Here is a 14,989-nt window from a genome sequence, read left to right on the forward strand (position 1 = left end):
ACGCGTGTCCCAAGCGACGGGCGGCGAGCCGAAAAATCCAGAATTAACGACAATCCCGGTAGAACACGCTCTGCCGGGACTGTCGCGAAACGTCGGTACAGTTTCCTTCACGAATGTCGAGAAACGTTACAATTCGTCGGCCGGCGAGGTGCATGCACTCAGGGGGATCTCCATCGACGTGCCGGCCGGATCGGTTTACGGGATCATCGGTCGGAGCGGTGCCGGAAAGTCGAGCCTGCTTCGCACGATCAACCGTCTGGAAAAGCCGACCGGCGGCCGGGTAACGGTCGATGGCGTCGATGTATCGACTCTTGAGGAGGACGGGCTGGTGGAGCTCCGTCGGAGGATCGGCATGATCTTCCAGCATTTCAACCTTCTGTCGTCAAAGACCGTCTGGGGCAATGTTGCGTTCCCGCTGCTCGTCGCGGGCGTTCCGAAACGCCAGATCGAAGAGCGTGTTGCGGAAGTGCTGGCGCTGGTCGGGCTCGAGGGGAAAGGGAAAACCTACCCGTCGCGATTGTCAGGCGGACAGAAGCAGCGCGTCGGTATTGCCAGGGCGCTCGTCCACCGGCCTGAGATCCTGCTTTGCGACGAGGCGACGTCCGCTCTTGATCCGGAAACGACGATGTCGATCCTCGCGCTCTTGAAGGACATCAACCGCCGGCTCAACCTGACGATCATTCTGATCACGCATGAGATGAGCGTCATTCGCGAAATCTGCGACCAGGTTCTCGTTCTCGATGAGGGAAGTGTCGCAGAATCGGGCCCTGTTTGGCAGGTCTTTGGAAACCCGATCCACCCTGCAACGCGGGCGCTGCTGCAACCATTGAACCGTGACATTCCGGAAGACGTCAAAAGCCGTCTTCGCGATCAACCGGACGGAGAAGCGACGCGGACAATCATGGAGCTGTCCTATTCGGGTGAGGGCGGGCTGGAACCCGACGTCGCCGCGATCGCGAATGCTCTAGGCACGTCGACGCGGGTTCTGCAAAGTTCGCTCGATCGCATTCAGGGACATGTGAGCGGGCGTCTGCTCATTTCCGTCAACGAGGTGAGAACGAGGGTGCCGCCTGGCCTCGAAGGTCTCGCTCATCAAGTCAGGATACTCGGCTATGTCGGCGATGATGTATGAACGCCTGTGGCAGGCGTTGCTCGACACGATTGCGATGGTTGGGGTTTCCTCTCTAATCGCATTTGCGGCAGGAATTCCGCTTGCTGTCTTTCTGGTGCTGGCCCAGCCTGGCGGACTGATCGAGGCGCCCAAGACGCAGCGCGTACTGGCAGCGATCATCAACGGTTTTCGCGCGACACCGTTCATCGTTCTTCTCGTTGCGTTGCTGCCACTTACCCGTCTGATCACCGGGACGACCATCGGCGTCTGGGCGGCCGCAGTGCCCTTGTCCATCAGTGCGACACCATTCTTCGCCCGGATCGCCGAGGTCAGTCTTCGCGAGGTCGATCCCGGCCTGATCGAAGCGGCGCAGGCGATCGGGTGCCGACGGTGGCATATCGTCCGTCATGTCCTGATCCCTGAAGCACTCCCCAGCATCATTGGCGGTTTCACGATCACGCTCGTTAGCGTCATCGGCGCCTCCGCAATGGCAGGTGCTGTCGGCGCGGGTGGTCTTGGAGACATGGCCATCCGCTATGGATACCAGCGCTTTGACACGACCGTCATGGCGGCGGTGATCGTTGTCCTGATCGCGCTGGTCTGCCTCGTGCAGTTCGCCGGCGATAGCGCCGTGCGATACCTGGCGCGCGATGATCTGAAAGATCGATACACGACATGACCAATCAGAATCCTCATTCTCGCGATACAGCCGGACGCCGTCCATCGGCTCCTGTGCGGCCGCATCTCATTACCAGTGATCAGGAGGCTTTGGACATTGCTTCTCGATTGGCGGAGCGCTTTGTGGTCCGAGCTTCCGAGCGTGACGCCAAAAGGCTGCTGCCCTGGGAGGAGGTCAACGAATACACCGCAAGCGGTCTTGGCGGAATGACGATCCCGAAGGCATTCGGCGGAGCGGAAGTGTCGAACGTCACCCTGGCGAAGGTGTTCGAAACCCTCTGCGCGGCGGATCCCGCCCTCGGCCAAATCCCTCAGAACCAGTTTGGCGTGCTCGCGTTGCTGAAGGACGTCGGCTCCGACGCCCAGAAGGCCCGGATCTTCGGCGATGTCCTCAATGGATTCCGCATCGGGAATGCTGGCCCGGAGAAAAAGACGAAATCGGTGGCCGTCAGCACGACTATACTGCGATCGACGGCAGACGGCCCGCGACTGACCGGCCGTCGCTTTTATTCGACGGGAGCGATCTTTGCGCACTGGATACCGACAAGGGCGATTGATGACGAAGGGCGAGCCATCCAGGTCTGGGCTGCCCATGATGCACCTGGTGTGACTGTCATCGACGACTGGTCGTCCTTCGGCCAGCGCACGACAGCCAGTGGCTCCGTCGGGTTCGCTGATGTCCCCATCGACCCGGAACTCGTCTTCCCGGTCTGGTCCTATGCCGACCGTCCCGGTCTCGCCGGTCCGATTTCCCAGCTCGTGCAGGCTTCCATCGATTCGGGGATTGCGGCGGCCGCGGTCGGCGATGCCGTGGCGTTTGTCCGAGATCGTGCAAGGCCATGGGTCGATTCCGGCGTCTCCTCAGCAACCGACGATCCAACGATCATCCACTCGGTCGGCAGCCTCTACACGGATCTTCATGCAGCGCAAGCAATCCTGTATGAAGCGGCCGAGACGATAGATCGGGTTGCCCAAGAAAAAGTCACGGACGCGTCCAGCGCTTTGGCGTCTGTCGCAGTCGCCGAGGCAAAGATCCTGACCACCGAGATCGCGCTTGCGGCGACCGAACAGCTTTTCGACCTTGCGGGCTCGGCCTCGACACGGGAGGCACACAATCTCGGCCGCCACTGGCGAAACGCGCGTGTCCATACCCTGCACGATCCGGTGCGCTGGAAATACCACCTTCTCGGAAAATATGAGCTGACCGGCGCTTATCCAGCCAGACATCAGTGGAATTGAGGCGCCGATGACCAACGCATCACCATCATCGTCCATCGAGCCCATCCGACGCCGCCCGGCATCAATTGCCAGCGACGAAGAAGCGATTGCGGCGGCAACCCGACTTGCCGAAGAGTTTGCGCACGGCGCCTCGGAACGCGATAGGGACAGGGTGTTGCCCTGGGAGGAACTGGAGGAGTTCACCGCCAGCGGTCTCTGGGGCATCACGGTGCCTCGTGCTTATGGCGGGCCGGGTCTCTGCAACCGAACGCTTGCACAGGTCATCGCGATCATTGGCGCGGCCGACGGCTCGCTCTCGCAGATCCCACAGAACCATTACTACGCCCTTGAGGTACTGCGGGTCGGCGGCAGCGAGGAGCAGAAGCGATTCTTCTACGGCCGGGTCCTTGCAGGAGAACGGTTTGGCAACGCTCTGGCGGAAGTGGGACAGCGCGACTTCACGCGGCGAACGAGGCTTGTAATCGATGAAAGCGGTGCTTTCGTCGAGGGGCGCAAGTTCTATTGCACCGGTGCGCTTTATGCGCATTGGATCCCAACTCTTGCGGTCGCGGTCGAAGACGGGCTTGAGACCAGCTATCTGGTCTTCATTCCCCGCAACGCGCCCGGTGTTACCATCACCGACGACTGGGATGGCTTCGGTCAGCGTGTTACCGGCAGCGGCTCGGTCCAGTTTGAGCATGTGCAGGTCAAACCCGAGTGGATCGTACCGTTCAAGGCGTCGTTCGACCGGCCGACGACGATCGGCCCACAGGCACAGCTCATGCATGCCGCGATCGATCTTGGCATCGGGCAGGGCGCCTACCGCGAGATGCTGCGGTTCATCAGGGAGCGCTCGCGTCCGTGGATCGACGCGAAGGTCGAGCGGGCCGTCGATGATCCGCTGACTCTTTATGGCGTCGGCGAGGTCAAGGTGCGGCTGCGGGCGGCCGAAGCCTTGCTTGCCAGAGCGGCGGCGCTGGTCGACACGGCACAGTGCGACATGACGGAACAGACCGTCGCAGCGGCATCAATTGCAGTGGCGGAGGCGAAAATCCTGTCGACAAAGGCGGGGCTATTGGCCGGCAGCAAGCTGTTCGAACTTTCGGGAACCTCGTCCACGCTCTCGGAGGACAACCTCGACCAATACTGGCGCAATGTGCGAACCCACACGCTGCACGACCCGGTTCGCTGGAAATACCAGGCGATCGGACACTACTATCTGAGCGGAAAGCTACCGCCACGTCACGGCGCAATCTGAATGCAAACGGAGGCGGAGGGAGACCTTGGCTCAGAAGAAGCAGATCTTACTAAACGCGTTCAACATGAACTCTGTCGGCCACATCAACCACGGGCTCTGGACGCATCCGCGCGATCAGTCACACCGGTACAAGACCCTCGACTACTGGACGTCGCTCGCCCAGACGCTGGAACGCGGCCTGTTCGACGGCGTGTTTCTCGCCGACATCATCGGCGTCTACGACGTCTATCAAGGCTCGGCGGATCTTACGGTGAGGGAGTCCATCCAGTTACCCATCAACGATCCGCTCTTGCTGGTTTCGGCAATGGCCGCGGTGACGAAGAATCTGGGCTTTGGCGTCACTGTCAACGTCAACTCAGAAGCGCCCTACCTTTTTGCCCGGCGGATGTCGACGCTCGACCACCTGACGGACGGCAGGATCGGCTGGAATATCGTCACGGGCTACCTCGACAGTGCGGCCAGAGCTCTAGGAGAAGACGCCCAGGCCGAGCATGACAGTCGCTATGATCGAGCCGACGAATATCTCGAGGTGCTTTACAAGCTCTGGGAGGGAAGTTGGGACGACGATGCCATCTTGCTCGACAAAGCCAACCGCGTGTTTGCAGATCCGAGCAAGATCCGGCCCATAGAGCATGATGGTCGATACTATCGGTCGAACGGATATCATCTCAGTGAGCCGTCGCGGCAAAGGACGCCCGTGCTCTATCAGGCGGGAACCTCGGGGAGGGGACGGCAATTCGCCGCCCGTCACGCCGAGTGCGTGTTTATCACCGGTAGCGACAAATCGTCGGCCCGAACCGCAGCCCGTGCTCTCCGCCAGGAAGCTGTCGATGCAGGACGCCGAGCGGAGGACATCAAGATCCTAGTAGGGGTCACGGTGGTCACCGGTGCAACGACTGGTGAAGCCAAAGACAAGCATGCCGAATATCTCCATTACGCAAATCCGGAAGCAGGCCTTGCTCATTTCTCGGCTGGTACTGGCATCGACTTCTCGAAATACGATCTAGACGAGGAGATCGTCTACGGGACGTCCAATGCCATTCAGTCTCAAACCCAGCTTGCGAAGCAGCGTGGATGGACTAAGCGCCAGTTACTTGGCGAACTCGCCATCGGTGGGCGGTATCCAACGATCGTCGGCAACGGCTCCCAGGTCGCGGACGAACTTGCGTCGTGGATCGAGGAGGGCGAGATCGATGGGTTCAATCTGACCCGCACCGTCGTCCCGGAAAGCTACGAAGACTTCGTCGAGCACGTGGTACCTGCCGTGCAAGATCGTGGGATCTACAAGACTACCTACCAGGAAGGCTCGCTGCGGCAAAAGATCTTCAGAGACGGCGACAAGGTGCCCGATCGGCATCATGCGGCCAGCTATCGGGCTGCGCGAGACAGGTAGAACGCACAGAGCCCCAAGCCGAGCGGATATCGCGATTCATCGACGGCACTTGCTGCAGATTGGGTCTTCCTTCGATGCTCCGAACGAGCCGTTCTTCTGGCGCCTAAGGCGCGAAGGTCTAGGGTTTTGGATACCAGGAAAGATCCGCGACCGCCGGCCCAATGAAGTGGAAAATAGAGCGCGTGTTTAAAATCGAGATCGCCGCGCGTTGTCGCGAAGCCATCCGGATTTTGGCTGCGTTGACCTGAAGTCAATAAATTTAATATACAACTCTGTGCCTGATGGACAAAAAAAGAGGCTACGGACGTAAAGCCGGGCCTCCAGATGTGAAGGTCGAAAACCTCCAGAGGGGAACAGCCGACGTAGCGGGTCGGGAGGAATGAATCGCCGTGAATCGCCGACTATCAAGATGATGACCGAAGGTCGTTAACGATGCGAAGTATAAGGCACTCAAATCGAGGCCCGCCTTGACAAATTCTACCACCGGCGGCCTCAGAAAGACCCGCAATCAGCCGATGAATGTTGAAAGACGAAGTCGGCAGAGCCCGCCGCTGCGTATCGAGACCGTCATTCACGCTCTCGATGCGAGGCTCGAGAGAAGCATCCGACTAGGCCCGAACAGCCGATCCGTAGTGGAATCCAACGCTGGCGATCCTCGGCCGACAGCTGTATGCAGCTTGCGGAAGACGAACGAAGGTCACCTATGAGAACAGAATTTCTGCTTTGGCTCGGCGGCGCAATGGCAACATTCCTGGGCGCGGCGACCGCTTCAGGCACCTATATTGCAACCAACAGCATTCTTGTGCTGGTCCCGCCAGTCGCGCTTTATTGTGTGGGTAATCTCATCATCGTGCGGCTGATGACAGAGGGTGGAATGGGGCTTGCTATATCGGTTTCCGCCGTTGCTCAGCTGCTGCTCCCTCGCAGATGGTAGGGGCAGGACCGGGCTTGATCGCGATGATGCTGTTGTTGTTCCCAATGGGGCAAAGACAAAGCGGCGAGCATGGTTGAGCGCAAAGAAGAGCGATATTTGCTCTTGAGCCCATCGCGATGGGACACGGTAGGAGCGGGGACATCAGATGATGTATTCCGGCTCCGCCAGAGTTTGATCCATCGTAATGCCGGGAAGGCCCGAATGACGTCTTCCGGTCGGAGTCGCAGGAATGCCGACGACGGACGTATACGGCGCTACGGAGCCGACAACCACGCTGCCGGCGCCGACCTTGGCGCCCATGCCAATCTCTATATTCCCGAGGATCTTTGCGCCGGCTCCGATCAGCGCCCCGCGCCTTACCTTCGGATGGCGATCACCGCTTTCCTTTCCGGTTCCGCCCAAGGTCACGTTTTGAAGGATCGATACGTCGTCTTCGACAATTGCTGTCTCGCCGATAACGAGGCCGCTTCCATGATCGAGCATGATGCTCTTTCCCATTTTCGCGGCGGGATGAATATCGACCCCAAAGACCTCGGAAATGCGGCTTTGCACGTGCCGGGCCATGTGGATACGGTCATGATGCCAAAGCCAATGCGCGACACGCTGCCCCTGCAAAGCCACGAATCCCTTGAAATATAGGAATGGCGTCAGGATTTCCGCATTTGAGGGGTCACGTTCCTTGATGGCCGCCAAATCCGCAGCAGCATGATCGACGATATCCGGGTTGCTGATCAGCGCCTGGGCGACAACGGACAACAGCTCATCCTGATCGAGATCGTGGTTGGCAAGTTTGAAGGCGATGCGCTGCGCCAGCGCTTGAGCAAAACTTGCATGATAAAGCACTGCGGAATTCATTGTACGGGTCAGGGACGGATCCTTCGAGGATGCATCCATCGCCTCACCGCAGAGCGCCTCCCATAATCCGGAAACGTCTGACGACAAGGGCGGTTCTTTTGACAGATCGCTCAAGCTGCGGTTCAAACCTGCCATGCCAACCTCCCCAGACCGCGAGCACTCGTCTCCATCGCAAGAAGCGATGCTAGGCCGGTTGTTGCCGCGGGGGGAGGTTGCAAAGGTTCGCGACGACGACGAAAGCTCATTTATTTTCCTCCATATTCGATAGAAAAAGAGAAAATTCTGCCTTCGACGCAGGTCAAAGGTCGCATTTCGCGGCAGCCCCGCTTGAGAAATTACGCAGCGAATTAAACGGTTTGCGTCCTGTGGTGAGGGGTTGGCGAGGATGACTTGCCGAATACATCTTGCTATCCGGCGACCATTATCTATCATCTTTGTAGAGATTAACGCGGCAAGAACAGTTCCGGCTAAGTTTTTAACCCGAGCTGATCCGACGCAGAAGGAGCCAACGCATGACTCTTCTCTCGCCCCACTCTTTGGACCCTCAGGGGAAAGATGCGGACCGCCTTGCAACAATCGCGATCGTTGGCCGGGGCTTTACCGGCATCATGACCGCAATCGCTCTGTTCAAAGGCATCGATCGTCCTTTTCACCTAATAATGTTCGATCCTCGACCCAAGATTGATGTAGGAGAGGGCGTGAACCATGCAGTGGCAACGGTATTGAACAGTCGTGTTCGCGACTTGTCCATCGATCCCACGCGCAGGGATGACTTCCAGAGCTGGCTGGAAGCGGACAGGGATTGGCATGATGGCCTTCCCGCCAATTCTGCAGGGCTCGAGCACTCATTCGTTCCCGAGCGGGTGTTTGGCAGCTACGTCTACAAGCGTTTCGCGGAAGCGTTGATGGCGCGTCCGGACGTGGTTGTTCAATTCCTTCCCGAGACCGTTACCGCAGTCGATCGCCTTCCGCAGACGGGCTTTTCCATTTTCTTCGGTAATGACCAGAGGAAGCATTTCGATGTTGTCTTCCTGGCGACAGGCTATGGATTGCGCGACAGTCTGGAGAAGCCCACGATACCCGCCGGAGCCCAAAGCGGTGTTGTGATCGGAGGCGGTGTCAAAGCCGTGGGTCAGGCCCTTTCGCTTCTGAAAGACGGCAAGGTCCCTCATATCAATCTCATTTCCGAATCCGGCTTTCTGCCGCAATCGCATGCCCAGGCGGCGGTCGGATCCGCCGCTACGGGCGAACCCATTCCGCGAACGCTGCGCGGTGCGTTCCGCTATCTGCGCGATGCGGCAAGGCGGGCGGACGCGGAGGGGTCTGGATGGCAGGGCATCATGAACGGGTTTCGGCTGCAGGCACGCGAGCTTTGGGAGGAGTTGAGGCCGGATGAACGCGCAAGGTTCAAACGCCATGTGAAAGCAGTGTATGATAGCCATCGCCATCGGTTGCCGCCAGACGATTACAGGCACCTGCATCAGGCGATCGAAAGCGGCGCCATCACCTTGAGGAAGGGCAGGGTTGAACGCATTGCCAGCAATGGCGTCTTGATATCGGCCTCACAAGGTTTCGAAGTACTTCAGGCCGATTTCACGGTTGACTGCCGGCTTCCTTCGTCCAGCAACGACAGTTCCCTTATAAGATCCGTTGTTGCGTGCGGTCTGGCAAAACGCGATGAACTCGAACTTGGTCTCGTCACCGACGAATGCGGGCGCACTATTGCTGCGCACCGTTCAGTTCCTGGTCTTTTTGCGATGGGCCTCCTGGCGCTTGGCAGTGTTGCCGATATCGATCTGGTGCCGCAGATCGTCTCACAGAGTCATGCCGCCGCTGCGTCGCTGAACGAATGGATTGGCAACGTTACGAACGCGGTGCAGGCGATATCCGTGTGAAGAGGAACTGGAATACGCGTATCTGAGGTTCGCTCCCGTGGCCGGCTCAGGTGCCCGCGGCTCTGCCGTTCCATCGTGACGCCCCGGTTCGATTGCGTCGGATCGACGCCTGTGATCGAATTCCTTTTTCCGCGACCCTGACTGTGCCTTCGACAACAGCTTGGCGCGCAGACATGCCTGCCGCGGACGCTTTCAATACGCGCAATCGAAGGTCATCGCTTAAATGCTCGTGCCATCATCCACCTCTCCTGACGTGGATGTTGAATCAGCTTCGTCTCCTGCCGTCACCTCACAATCGATTCATCGATCACAGGATCTGCTCTTAGGGGCCAGCCGTTCGTATCCCTTTAAGGCGAATAAGAAGCAGTTGACGTCGATTAACCGTCGGCAACCTCAGATAAAGCATCTACAGTCGAAAACGCGATCCAGTTTTGACTCCGGCGACTTCGGTAACGCCTACTTGCAGATAGGCGATCATCTCGGCGGCCGAGGATGAAATCTGCACGGTCAGCAATATGATCCGCAGCAATCCTAGATTGTCACCACGATCGCTTGACCGGAAGTCAGGCGAGCGCTGCCGCCCAATCATCGGTCGCCAGAGCATTGCGATCGAGTGAGCGGTCGATTAGGCCGGACTTCATCATCACGGCCCGGTCGCACATGTGGGCGATTACCCCGGGATCATGGCTGACGAGGATCAGCGTCATGCCCTGCGCTCGCTTGAGATCGTTGAGCAAGTTGAGGATTTCGGCCTGCACGGAAATGTCGAGCGCAGACGTCGGCTCGTCGAGCAGCAGCAGCGAGGGTTTAAGGAGCAGCGCCCGAGCAATCGCGACGCGCTGCCGCTGGCCGCCGGAGAGCTGGTGTGGATAGCGGCCGGCTATGGCAGCGGCAAGCCCGACCTTGGCGAGCGCGTCGACGACCTGTCGTTCAACATTGCGCTCGCCGCGGATTGCCAGCGGTTCGCCCAGCGTGCGGCCGATGCGGTGACGTGGATGCAGCGACGAATTAGGGTCCTGGAATACCATCTGGATATTGTCGCGCAGTTTGCCGGTGATCTTGCGGCCGGGCCCTAACATGTCGCCGAAGACGCGAATTGAACCCTGCCAATGGGTGTTCAAGCCGGCAATGGCCCGGAGAACGGTGGTCTTGCCGCAACCGGACGGGCCGACAAGCCCGAACGTCTCGCCGTCGGCGGCCTCGAAGCCCACCCCTTTCACCGCGACGAAGCGATTGCCGGATGTCTCGAAGCCGATCACGAGGCTTTCGACGGAAAGCGCGTTCATGGCGCCTCTCTATAGACCGGAAGCCGTGTGCCGTAGGTCGCAGCGGATGGCTGGGCGGCCCAGAGCGCCTGCGTATAGGCGGATTTGGCCTGAGCGAGGTCGACGGCCGCAATCTGCTCTTCGATCTTGCCGCGGCGCATGACAACCACCCGATCGGCATAGCGCGACACCTGTTTGAGATCGTGACTGATCAGCAGCAGGCCCATGCCGAATTCGGTGGTCAGCGTCCGCAGCAGCGTTAGGATCTGGTCCTGCAGCGCGCGGTCGAGCGCCGAGGTCGGCTCGTCGGCGACCAGCAGTTTCGGCTGGTTGATGATCATCGCGGCGATCATGACGCGCTGGCCCATGCCGCCGGAAAGGGCGGCGGGATAGCTGGCATAGACACGCTTCGGGTCCGGCAGCCCGACCTTGGCGAGCATGTCGAGCGCCCGCTCGCGACGTTCTGCAGCGCAGAGGTTGGTATGGAGCAGTAATGTCTCTTCGACTTGGCGGCCGATCCGGTGAGCAGGATTAAGCGAATATTTGGGTTCCTGCAGGATGAGGCCGATGTCATTGCCGCGCAACGCATTCCAGGCGGATGGCGGGAGCGCCTTGAGATCGCGGCCGTCGAAGTCGAGTTTGCGGGCGCGCATGTCGGCGCTACGCGGCAGGAGTCCCATGATCGCGCGGCCGGTCATGGATTTGCCGGAGCCGGATTCGCCGACGAGCGCCAAGATTTCACGGCCGAACGTGAAGGAAATGTCATCGACCGCCCGGACCGGCCCGGCTTCGGACGGGAAGGCGATCGACAGGCCGTCGATGTCGAGCAATGGGTCAGCCATGGCGGGGATCCAGTATGTCGCGCAGGCCATCGGCGATCAGGTTGAAGGCCAGCGAAATCGTCAGGATGGCAATGCCGGGGACGGCGGCCACCCACCATTGGTCGAAAATCACCTGCGTGCCGTCCGAGACCATGGAACCCCATTCCGCCGTAGGCGGCCGTACGCCCAGCCCGAGGAAGCCGAGGCCGGCGGCGGCGAGGACGATGCCGGAAAGGTCGAGCGCCAGGCGGATCAACGACGAGGGCAGGACGAGCGGCAGGATATGGCCCCAGAGCAGGCGGATACCGCGTATGCCGACCATCTCGGCGGCGGCGAGATACTCGCTGCGCCGCAAGCTCGCCGTTTCGACGCGCGCCTGCCGCGCATAGGCCGGCCAACTCGTCAGCGCCAGTGCAAGCGCGCCGTTGATCAGGCCGGGCCCTATGACGGCGACAAAGGCGAAAGCTAGAAGCAGGCGTGGGAAGGACATGACGATATCTGTGAATCGCATCAGGACGCGTTCAGTCAGGTCGCCGAAGAAGCCGGCGAGAATGCCAACGAGAATGCCGAGGGGAGCCATCAGCAGCACCACGACAAGGACAAGCAGCAGAGTAGGCCGTGCGCCGTAGATCAGGCGAGAGAGCATGTCGCGGCCGAAGGCGTCGGTGCCCAGCCAGTGCGCCGCCGTGGGAGGCATCAGCCGGTCGGCAGTGTTCTGCAGGATTGGGTCATAGGGGGCGATCAGCGGTGCGAGCAAGGCCACAATCAGGATCAGCAGAACCACAGCGCCGCCGATCGCGGCGGATGGCGAGCGTAGGAAACGCGTGGCGAAAGACGGTGCGGCAACTGGATGTCCGACGATCCCGCTCATCGCCGGCCTCCAGCCTGGAGTTGCACGGCGCCGAGATCAGTCAGCGTGTTGAGCAGCACGAAGGACGTGCCGACCACCAGTGTCGCGCCGAGCACGGCGGCCATGTCGCCGGCAAACATGGCGGTGGTCAGGTAGCGACCAATCCCCGGCCAGGCAAAGACGGTCTCGGTCAGAACGGCACCCTCGAGCAGGCTGGCATAGGCGAGCGCCACGACGGTCAGCAGCGTGCCGGCGACATTCGGCAGGACATGAACGAGCACGACCCGGCGAATGCTCGCACCTTTGGCCCGGGCAGTGGTGACATATTCCTGGCCGAGTTCGGTCAGAATGGTCGAGCGCGTCAGCCGGGCAATCGAGGCGAGCGCATAGATGGCAAGCACAGTCGCCGGCAGCACGAGATGCGATAGCGCATCGCGGAAGGCGCCAGCCTTGCCGGAGAGCCAGGTGTCGACCAGCGCAAAGCCGGTAATCGGCTTGACCGTATACTGAAAGACGACATCGGTGCGGCCGGGACCTGGCGCCCAATGCAGTCGGGCATAGAAAAGCAGCAACATCAACAGGCCGAGCCAGAAAATCGGGATCGAATAGCCGATCAGCGAGACGAGGCGTGCGAGCGCATCGAGCCAGCTTCCGAGCCGCATCGCTGCGAGAATGCCGAGCGTCAACCCGATCAAGGTGGCGAAGACGATGGCGACGGTGGCGAGTTCAACGGTTGCCGGGAATGTGCGGGCAATGTCGCTCGCCACCGGCTGGCCGGTCGAAGTCGACAGGCCGAGATTGCCGGTTAGCGCCGTCTCGACATAGCGGACGAATTGCAGCGGCAGCGGCTGGTCGAGCCCGAGCGCGGCGCGTGCCGCAAGATAGGTGGATTGACTGGCGTGCTCGCCGACCAGCTGCAGCGCCGGATCGATGGGGGCTGCACGGGTCATGGCAAAGGTGACGAGCGCCAGACCCAGCAGGGTGAGCGCGAAGGACCAGAGCCATTTCGTCAGTGTCCAGACGAAAGAGAACTCCCGCGAGCGTCGCCGCAGGCGGGAGTCGTCGTTCTCGGTTTGCGACGGGGTTGCCGTCTCTGGCACTTATTTTTCCACCTTGTCGTAATAGACCTGATCGGCATTCAGGCCCTGAGCGTAGTTCTTCACCTTGTCGCCTAGCACGACCTGGTCATTGCCCTGAAGGGTAAAAATGTAGGGGGAGCTCTTCTGGATCTTCTTCTGCAGGTCCTGGTAGAGCTCGACGCGCTTGGCCGGGTCCTGTTCCTTGACGGCGGCCAGCGTCTCGTCGGCCAGTTCCGGGATCACCCAGCCCGCCTGCTTGGCGACGGTATTGGCGGAATTGTCCTTGTTGATCGCAAATGCGCTGGCATTGGAATGCGGGTCGAAATAGTCCGGAATCCAGTAGCGCAGCGTCATCTCGTACTTGCCGGCGCGGCCGCGGGCATAGATCTCGCTGGCGACACCCGGCTGGATGTCGAGCGTGATGCCGGCCTCAGCAAAAGTCGATTGCAGCGATTGGGCGATCGACAGGAAGGGCTGGTCGTTGAAGACGATGAATTCGATCTTGAACGGTGTCTTAATACCGCCATCGGCAAGGATCTTCTTGGCTTTCTCGACATCGAACTTGAACGGCGTGTCGGTCAGCGCGCCAGGGAAGCCGTCCGGCAGGAAAGCCTGGTGGATCGTGCTCTGGCTGCGCAGTAAGTGCTTGGCGATGCCGTCATAGTCGACGAGGTAGCGCGCCGCTTCCCAGAGGGCTGGGTTGCCGAGCGTCGGGTTGGCCTTTGAATTGATCAGGATATAGTCGGTGCGGGCCGACGGCACGGAGAGGACTTTCACACCGCTCTTGCTCTTCAATGCCTCGATCTGGTCGGCGGAGAGGCCGCGGGCGATATCGGCATCGCCCTGTTCGATGAGCAGGCGGCGGGCGCCGACATCCGGCACGTTGCGGATGATGAGGTTGGGCAGGGCAGCCTTGTCGGACGAGTTCGGGTTGGCCTGCAGCACCAGCGCTTCATGCGGCGTGTAATTGGCGATCACATAGGTGCCGCTGCCGGCGGAATTGATCTTCAGCCAGCCATTGCCGAAATCATTGTCCTTGGCCTGGACTGAGACCGTCTTTTCATCGACGATCGAGGCGATTGGCGCGGTGAGAAGCGCGAGCGCGAAGCCCGGGCCGACATCGGCGCTCCAGGAAAGCTTGACATGCTTGTCGTCGAGCTTGGTGACGGCGGCATCGACATTGTCGGCCTTCCAGCCGAGCTCGTTGAGGATGAAGGCCGGCGCCTTATTGAGTTTGACCGCACGGGCCAGGGAGAAGATCACATCCTCCGGACGGACAGGATTGCCGGAGGCAAATTTTGCGTCGGCAAGCGTGAAGACCAGGCTCTTGCCGTCCTTGCCCGCTTCCCAGGAGGCGGCGAGCGCAGGCTCGATCTTGGTGCCATCCTGGCGGTTGGACTGCACCAGCCGCTGGTAGACATTATTGAACGACTGGACCGTGGTCAGCTCGAAGCCCTCGGCCGGGTCGAAGCTGACGGCATCGTCGATCGACTGCGCCACGACGAGTGTGTCGCTCGGCGTTTCGGCATGCGCGAGCGGTATGCCGAATGCGAGAACAGCGCCGAAGACGCTGCCGAGCAGTTTTTGCCGGATAGTGATGGTCATGATGGACTCCCTTTGATCGGATGGCGG

13 protein-coding genes are annotated in these 14,989 nt (G+C 60.4%); 7 read left to right on the forward strand and 6 right to left on the reverse strand.

What is annotated here, in order from left to right:
- Nucleotides 1-4 precede the first annotated feature (4 nt).
- From NXC24_RS20585 to NXC24_RS20610, 6 genes are all read left to right on the forward strand, one after another.
- Entirely contained in the window at nt 5-1,132 is a 1,128-nt protein-coding gene (locus NXC24_RS20585; protein WP_245464020.1) for an ATP-binding cassette domain-containing protein, read from the forward strand.
- Nucleotides 1,113-1,790, forward strand: coding sequence for a methionine ABC transporter permease (locus NXC24_RS20590; protein WP_104825330.1), 678 nt, complete (start codon nt 1,113-1,115; stop codon nt 1,788-1,790). Before NXC24_RS20585 ends, NXC24_RS20590 begins: the two co-directional genes overlap by 20 nt.
- On the forward strand, nt 1,787-3,028 hold the full coding sequence (locus NXC24_RS20595; RefSeq protein WP_104825331.1) for an SfnB family sulfur acquisition oxidoreductase: 1,242 nt from the start codon (nt 1,787-1,789) through the stop codon (nt 3,026-3,028). The genes NXC24_RS20590 and NXC24_RS20595 overlap by 4 nt, the downstream gene beginning before the upstream one ends.
- A gap of 7 nt (nt 3,029-3,035) precedes the next feature.
- Nucleotides 3,036-4,265 (forward strand): SfnB family sulfur acquisition oxidoreductase, encoded by a 1,230-nt coding sequence (locus NXC24_RS20600; RefSeq protein WP_104825332.1) that lies wholly within the window; start codon nt 3,036-3,038, stop codon nt 4,263-4,265.
- 25 nt (nt 4,266-4,290) lie between these two features.
- Entirely contained in the window at nt 4,291-5,658 is a 1,368-nt protein-coding gene (locus NXC24_RS20605; protein WP_281060678.1) for an LLM class flavin-dependent oxidoreductase, read from the forward strand.
- A gap of 703 nt (nt 5,659-6,361) precedes the next feature.
- Nucleotides 6,362-6,592 carry a hypothetical protein gene (locus tag NXC24_RS20610; RefSeq protein WP_245464021.1) on the forward strand — a complete coding sequence of 77 codons (231 nt, stop codon included), beginning with the start codon at nt 6,362-6,364 and terminating at the stop codon, nt 6,590-6,592.
- A 141-nt stretch (nt 6,593-6,733) separates the two neighbouring features.
- On the opposite strand, the gene cysE is transcribed toward NXC24_RS20610, so the two are convergent.
- Nucleotides 6,734-7,582 carry a serine O-acetyltransferase gene (cysE, locus tag NXC24_RS20615; protein ID WP_104825333.1) on the reverse strand — a complete coding sequence of 283 codons (849 nt, stop codon included), beginning with the start codon at nt 7,580-7,582 and terminating at the stop codon, nt 6,734-6,736.
- A 377-nt stretch (nt 7,583-7,959) separates the two neighbouring features.
- On the opposite strand from cysE, the gene NXC24_RS20620 reads away from it, so the two are divergent.
- Nucleotides 7,960-9,342 carry an FAD/NAD(P)-binding protein gene (locus NXC24_RS20620; protein WP_104825334.1) on the forward strand — a complete coding sequence of 461 codons (1,383 nt, stop codon included), beginning with the start codon at nt 7,960-7,962 and terminating at the stop codon, nt 9,340-9,342.
- 563 nt (nt 9,343-9,905) lie between these two features.
- On the opposite strand, the gene NXC24_RS20625 is transcribed toward NXC24_RS20620, so the two are convergent.
- The 5 genes from NXC24_RS20625 to NXC24_RS20645 are packed head-to-tail and all read right to left on the reverse strand — an operon-like array spanning nt 9,906 to nt 14,962.
- Nucleotides 9,906-10,628 (reverse strand): ABC transporter ATP-binding protein, encoded by a 723-nt coding sequence (locus NXC24_RS20625; protein WP_104825335.1) that lies wholly within the window; start codon nt 10,626-10,628, stop codon nt 9,906-9,908.
- On the reverse strand, nt 10,625-11,449 hold the full coding sequence (locus NXC24_RS20630; protein ID WP_104825336.1) for an ABC transporter ATP-binding protein: 825 nt from the start codon (nt 11,447-11,449) through the stop codon (nt 10,625-10,627). Before NXC24_RS20630 ends, NXC24_RS20625 begins: the two co-directional genes overlap by 4 nt.
- A complete protein-coding gene (locus NXC24_RS20635) occupies nt 11,442-12,299 on the reverse strand; it encodes an ABC transporter permease (protein WP_104825337.1) in 858 nt (285 codons plus the stop codon). Before NXC24_RS20635 ends, NXC24_RS20630 begins: the two co-directional genes overlap by 8 nt.
- Nucleotides 12,296-13,378 (reverse strand): ABC transporter permease, encoded by a 1,083-nt coding sequence (locus NXC24_RS20640; protein WP_104825338.1) that lies wholly within the window; start codon nt 13,376-13,378, stop codon nt 12,296-12,298. Before NXC24_RS20640 ends, NXC24_RS20635 begins: the two co-directional genes overlap by 4 nt.
- Nucleotides 13,379-14,962 carry an ABC transporter substrate-binding protein gene (locus NXC24_RS20645; protein ID WP_199773593.1) on the reverse strand — a complete coding sequence of 528 codons (1,584 nt, stop codon included), beginning with the start codon at nt 14,960-14,962 and terminating at the stop codon, nt 13,379-13,381. It abuts the gene before it with no gap.
- Nucleotides 14,963-14,989 lie beyond the last annotated feature (27 nt).

Source organism: Rhizobium sp. NXC24, assembly GCF_002944315.1.
Lineage (GTDB): Bacteria > Pseudomonadota > Alphaproteobacteria > Rhizobiales > Rhizobiaceae > Rhizobium.

Bases quoted from the DNA above. Each gene is read 5' to 3' on its own strand.
- NXC24_RS20610 (WP_245464021.1), top strand. From the start codon at position 6,362: ATGAGAACAGAATTTCTGCTTTGGCTCGGCGGCGCAATGGCAACATTC.
- NXC24_RS20595 (WP_104825331.1), top strand. From the start codon at position 1,787: ATGACCAATCAGAATCCTCATTCTCGCGATACAGCCGGACGCCGTCCA.
- NXC24_RS20620 (WP_104825334.1), top strand. From the start codon at position 7,960: ATGACTCTTCTCTCGCCCCACTCTTTGGACCCTCAGGGGAAAGATGCG.
- NXC24_RS20625 (WP_104825335.1), bottom strand. From the start codon at position 10,628: ATGAACGCGCTTTCCGTCGAAAGCCTCGTGATCGGCTTCGAGACATCC.
- NXC24_RS20600 (WP_104825332.1), top strand. From the start codon at position 3,036: ATGACCAACGCATCACCATCATCGTCCATCGAGCCCATCCGACGCCGC.
- NXC24_RS20645 (WP_199773593.1), bottom strand. From the start codon at position 14,962: ATGACCATCACTATCCGGCAAAAACTGCTCGGCAGCGTCTTCGGCGCT.
- NXC24_RS20590 (WP_104825330.1), top strand. From the start codon at position 1,113: ATGTCGGCGATGATGTATGAACGCCTGTGGCAGGCGTTGCTCGACACG.
- cysE (WP_104825333.1), bottom strand. From the start codon at position 7,582: ATGGCAGGTTTGAACCGCAGCTTGAGCGATCTGTCAAAAGAACCGCCC.
- NXC24_RS20635 (WP_104825337.1), bottom strand. From the start codon at position 12,299: ATGAGCGGGATCGTCGGACATCCAGTTGCCGCACCGTCTTTCGCCACG.
- NXC24_RS20630 (WP_104825336.1), bottom strand. From the start codon at position 11,449: ATGGCTGACCCATTGCTCGACATCGACGGCCTGTCGATCGCCTTCCCG.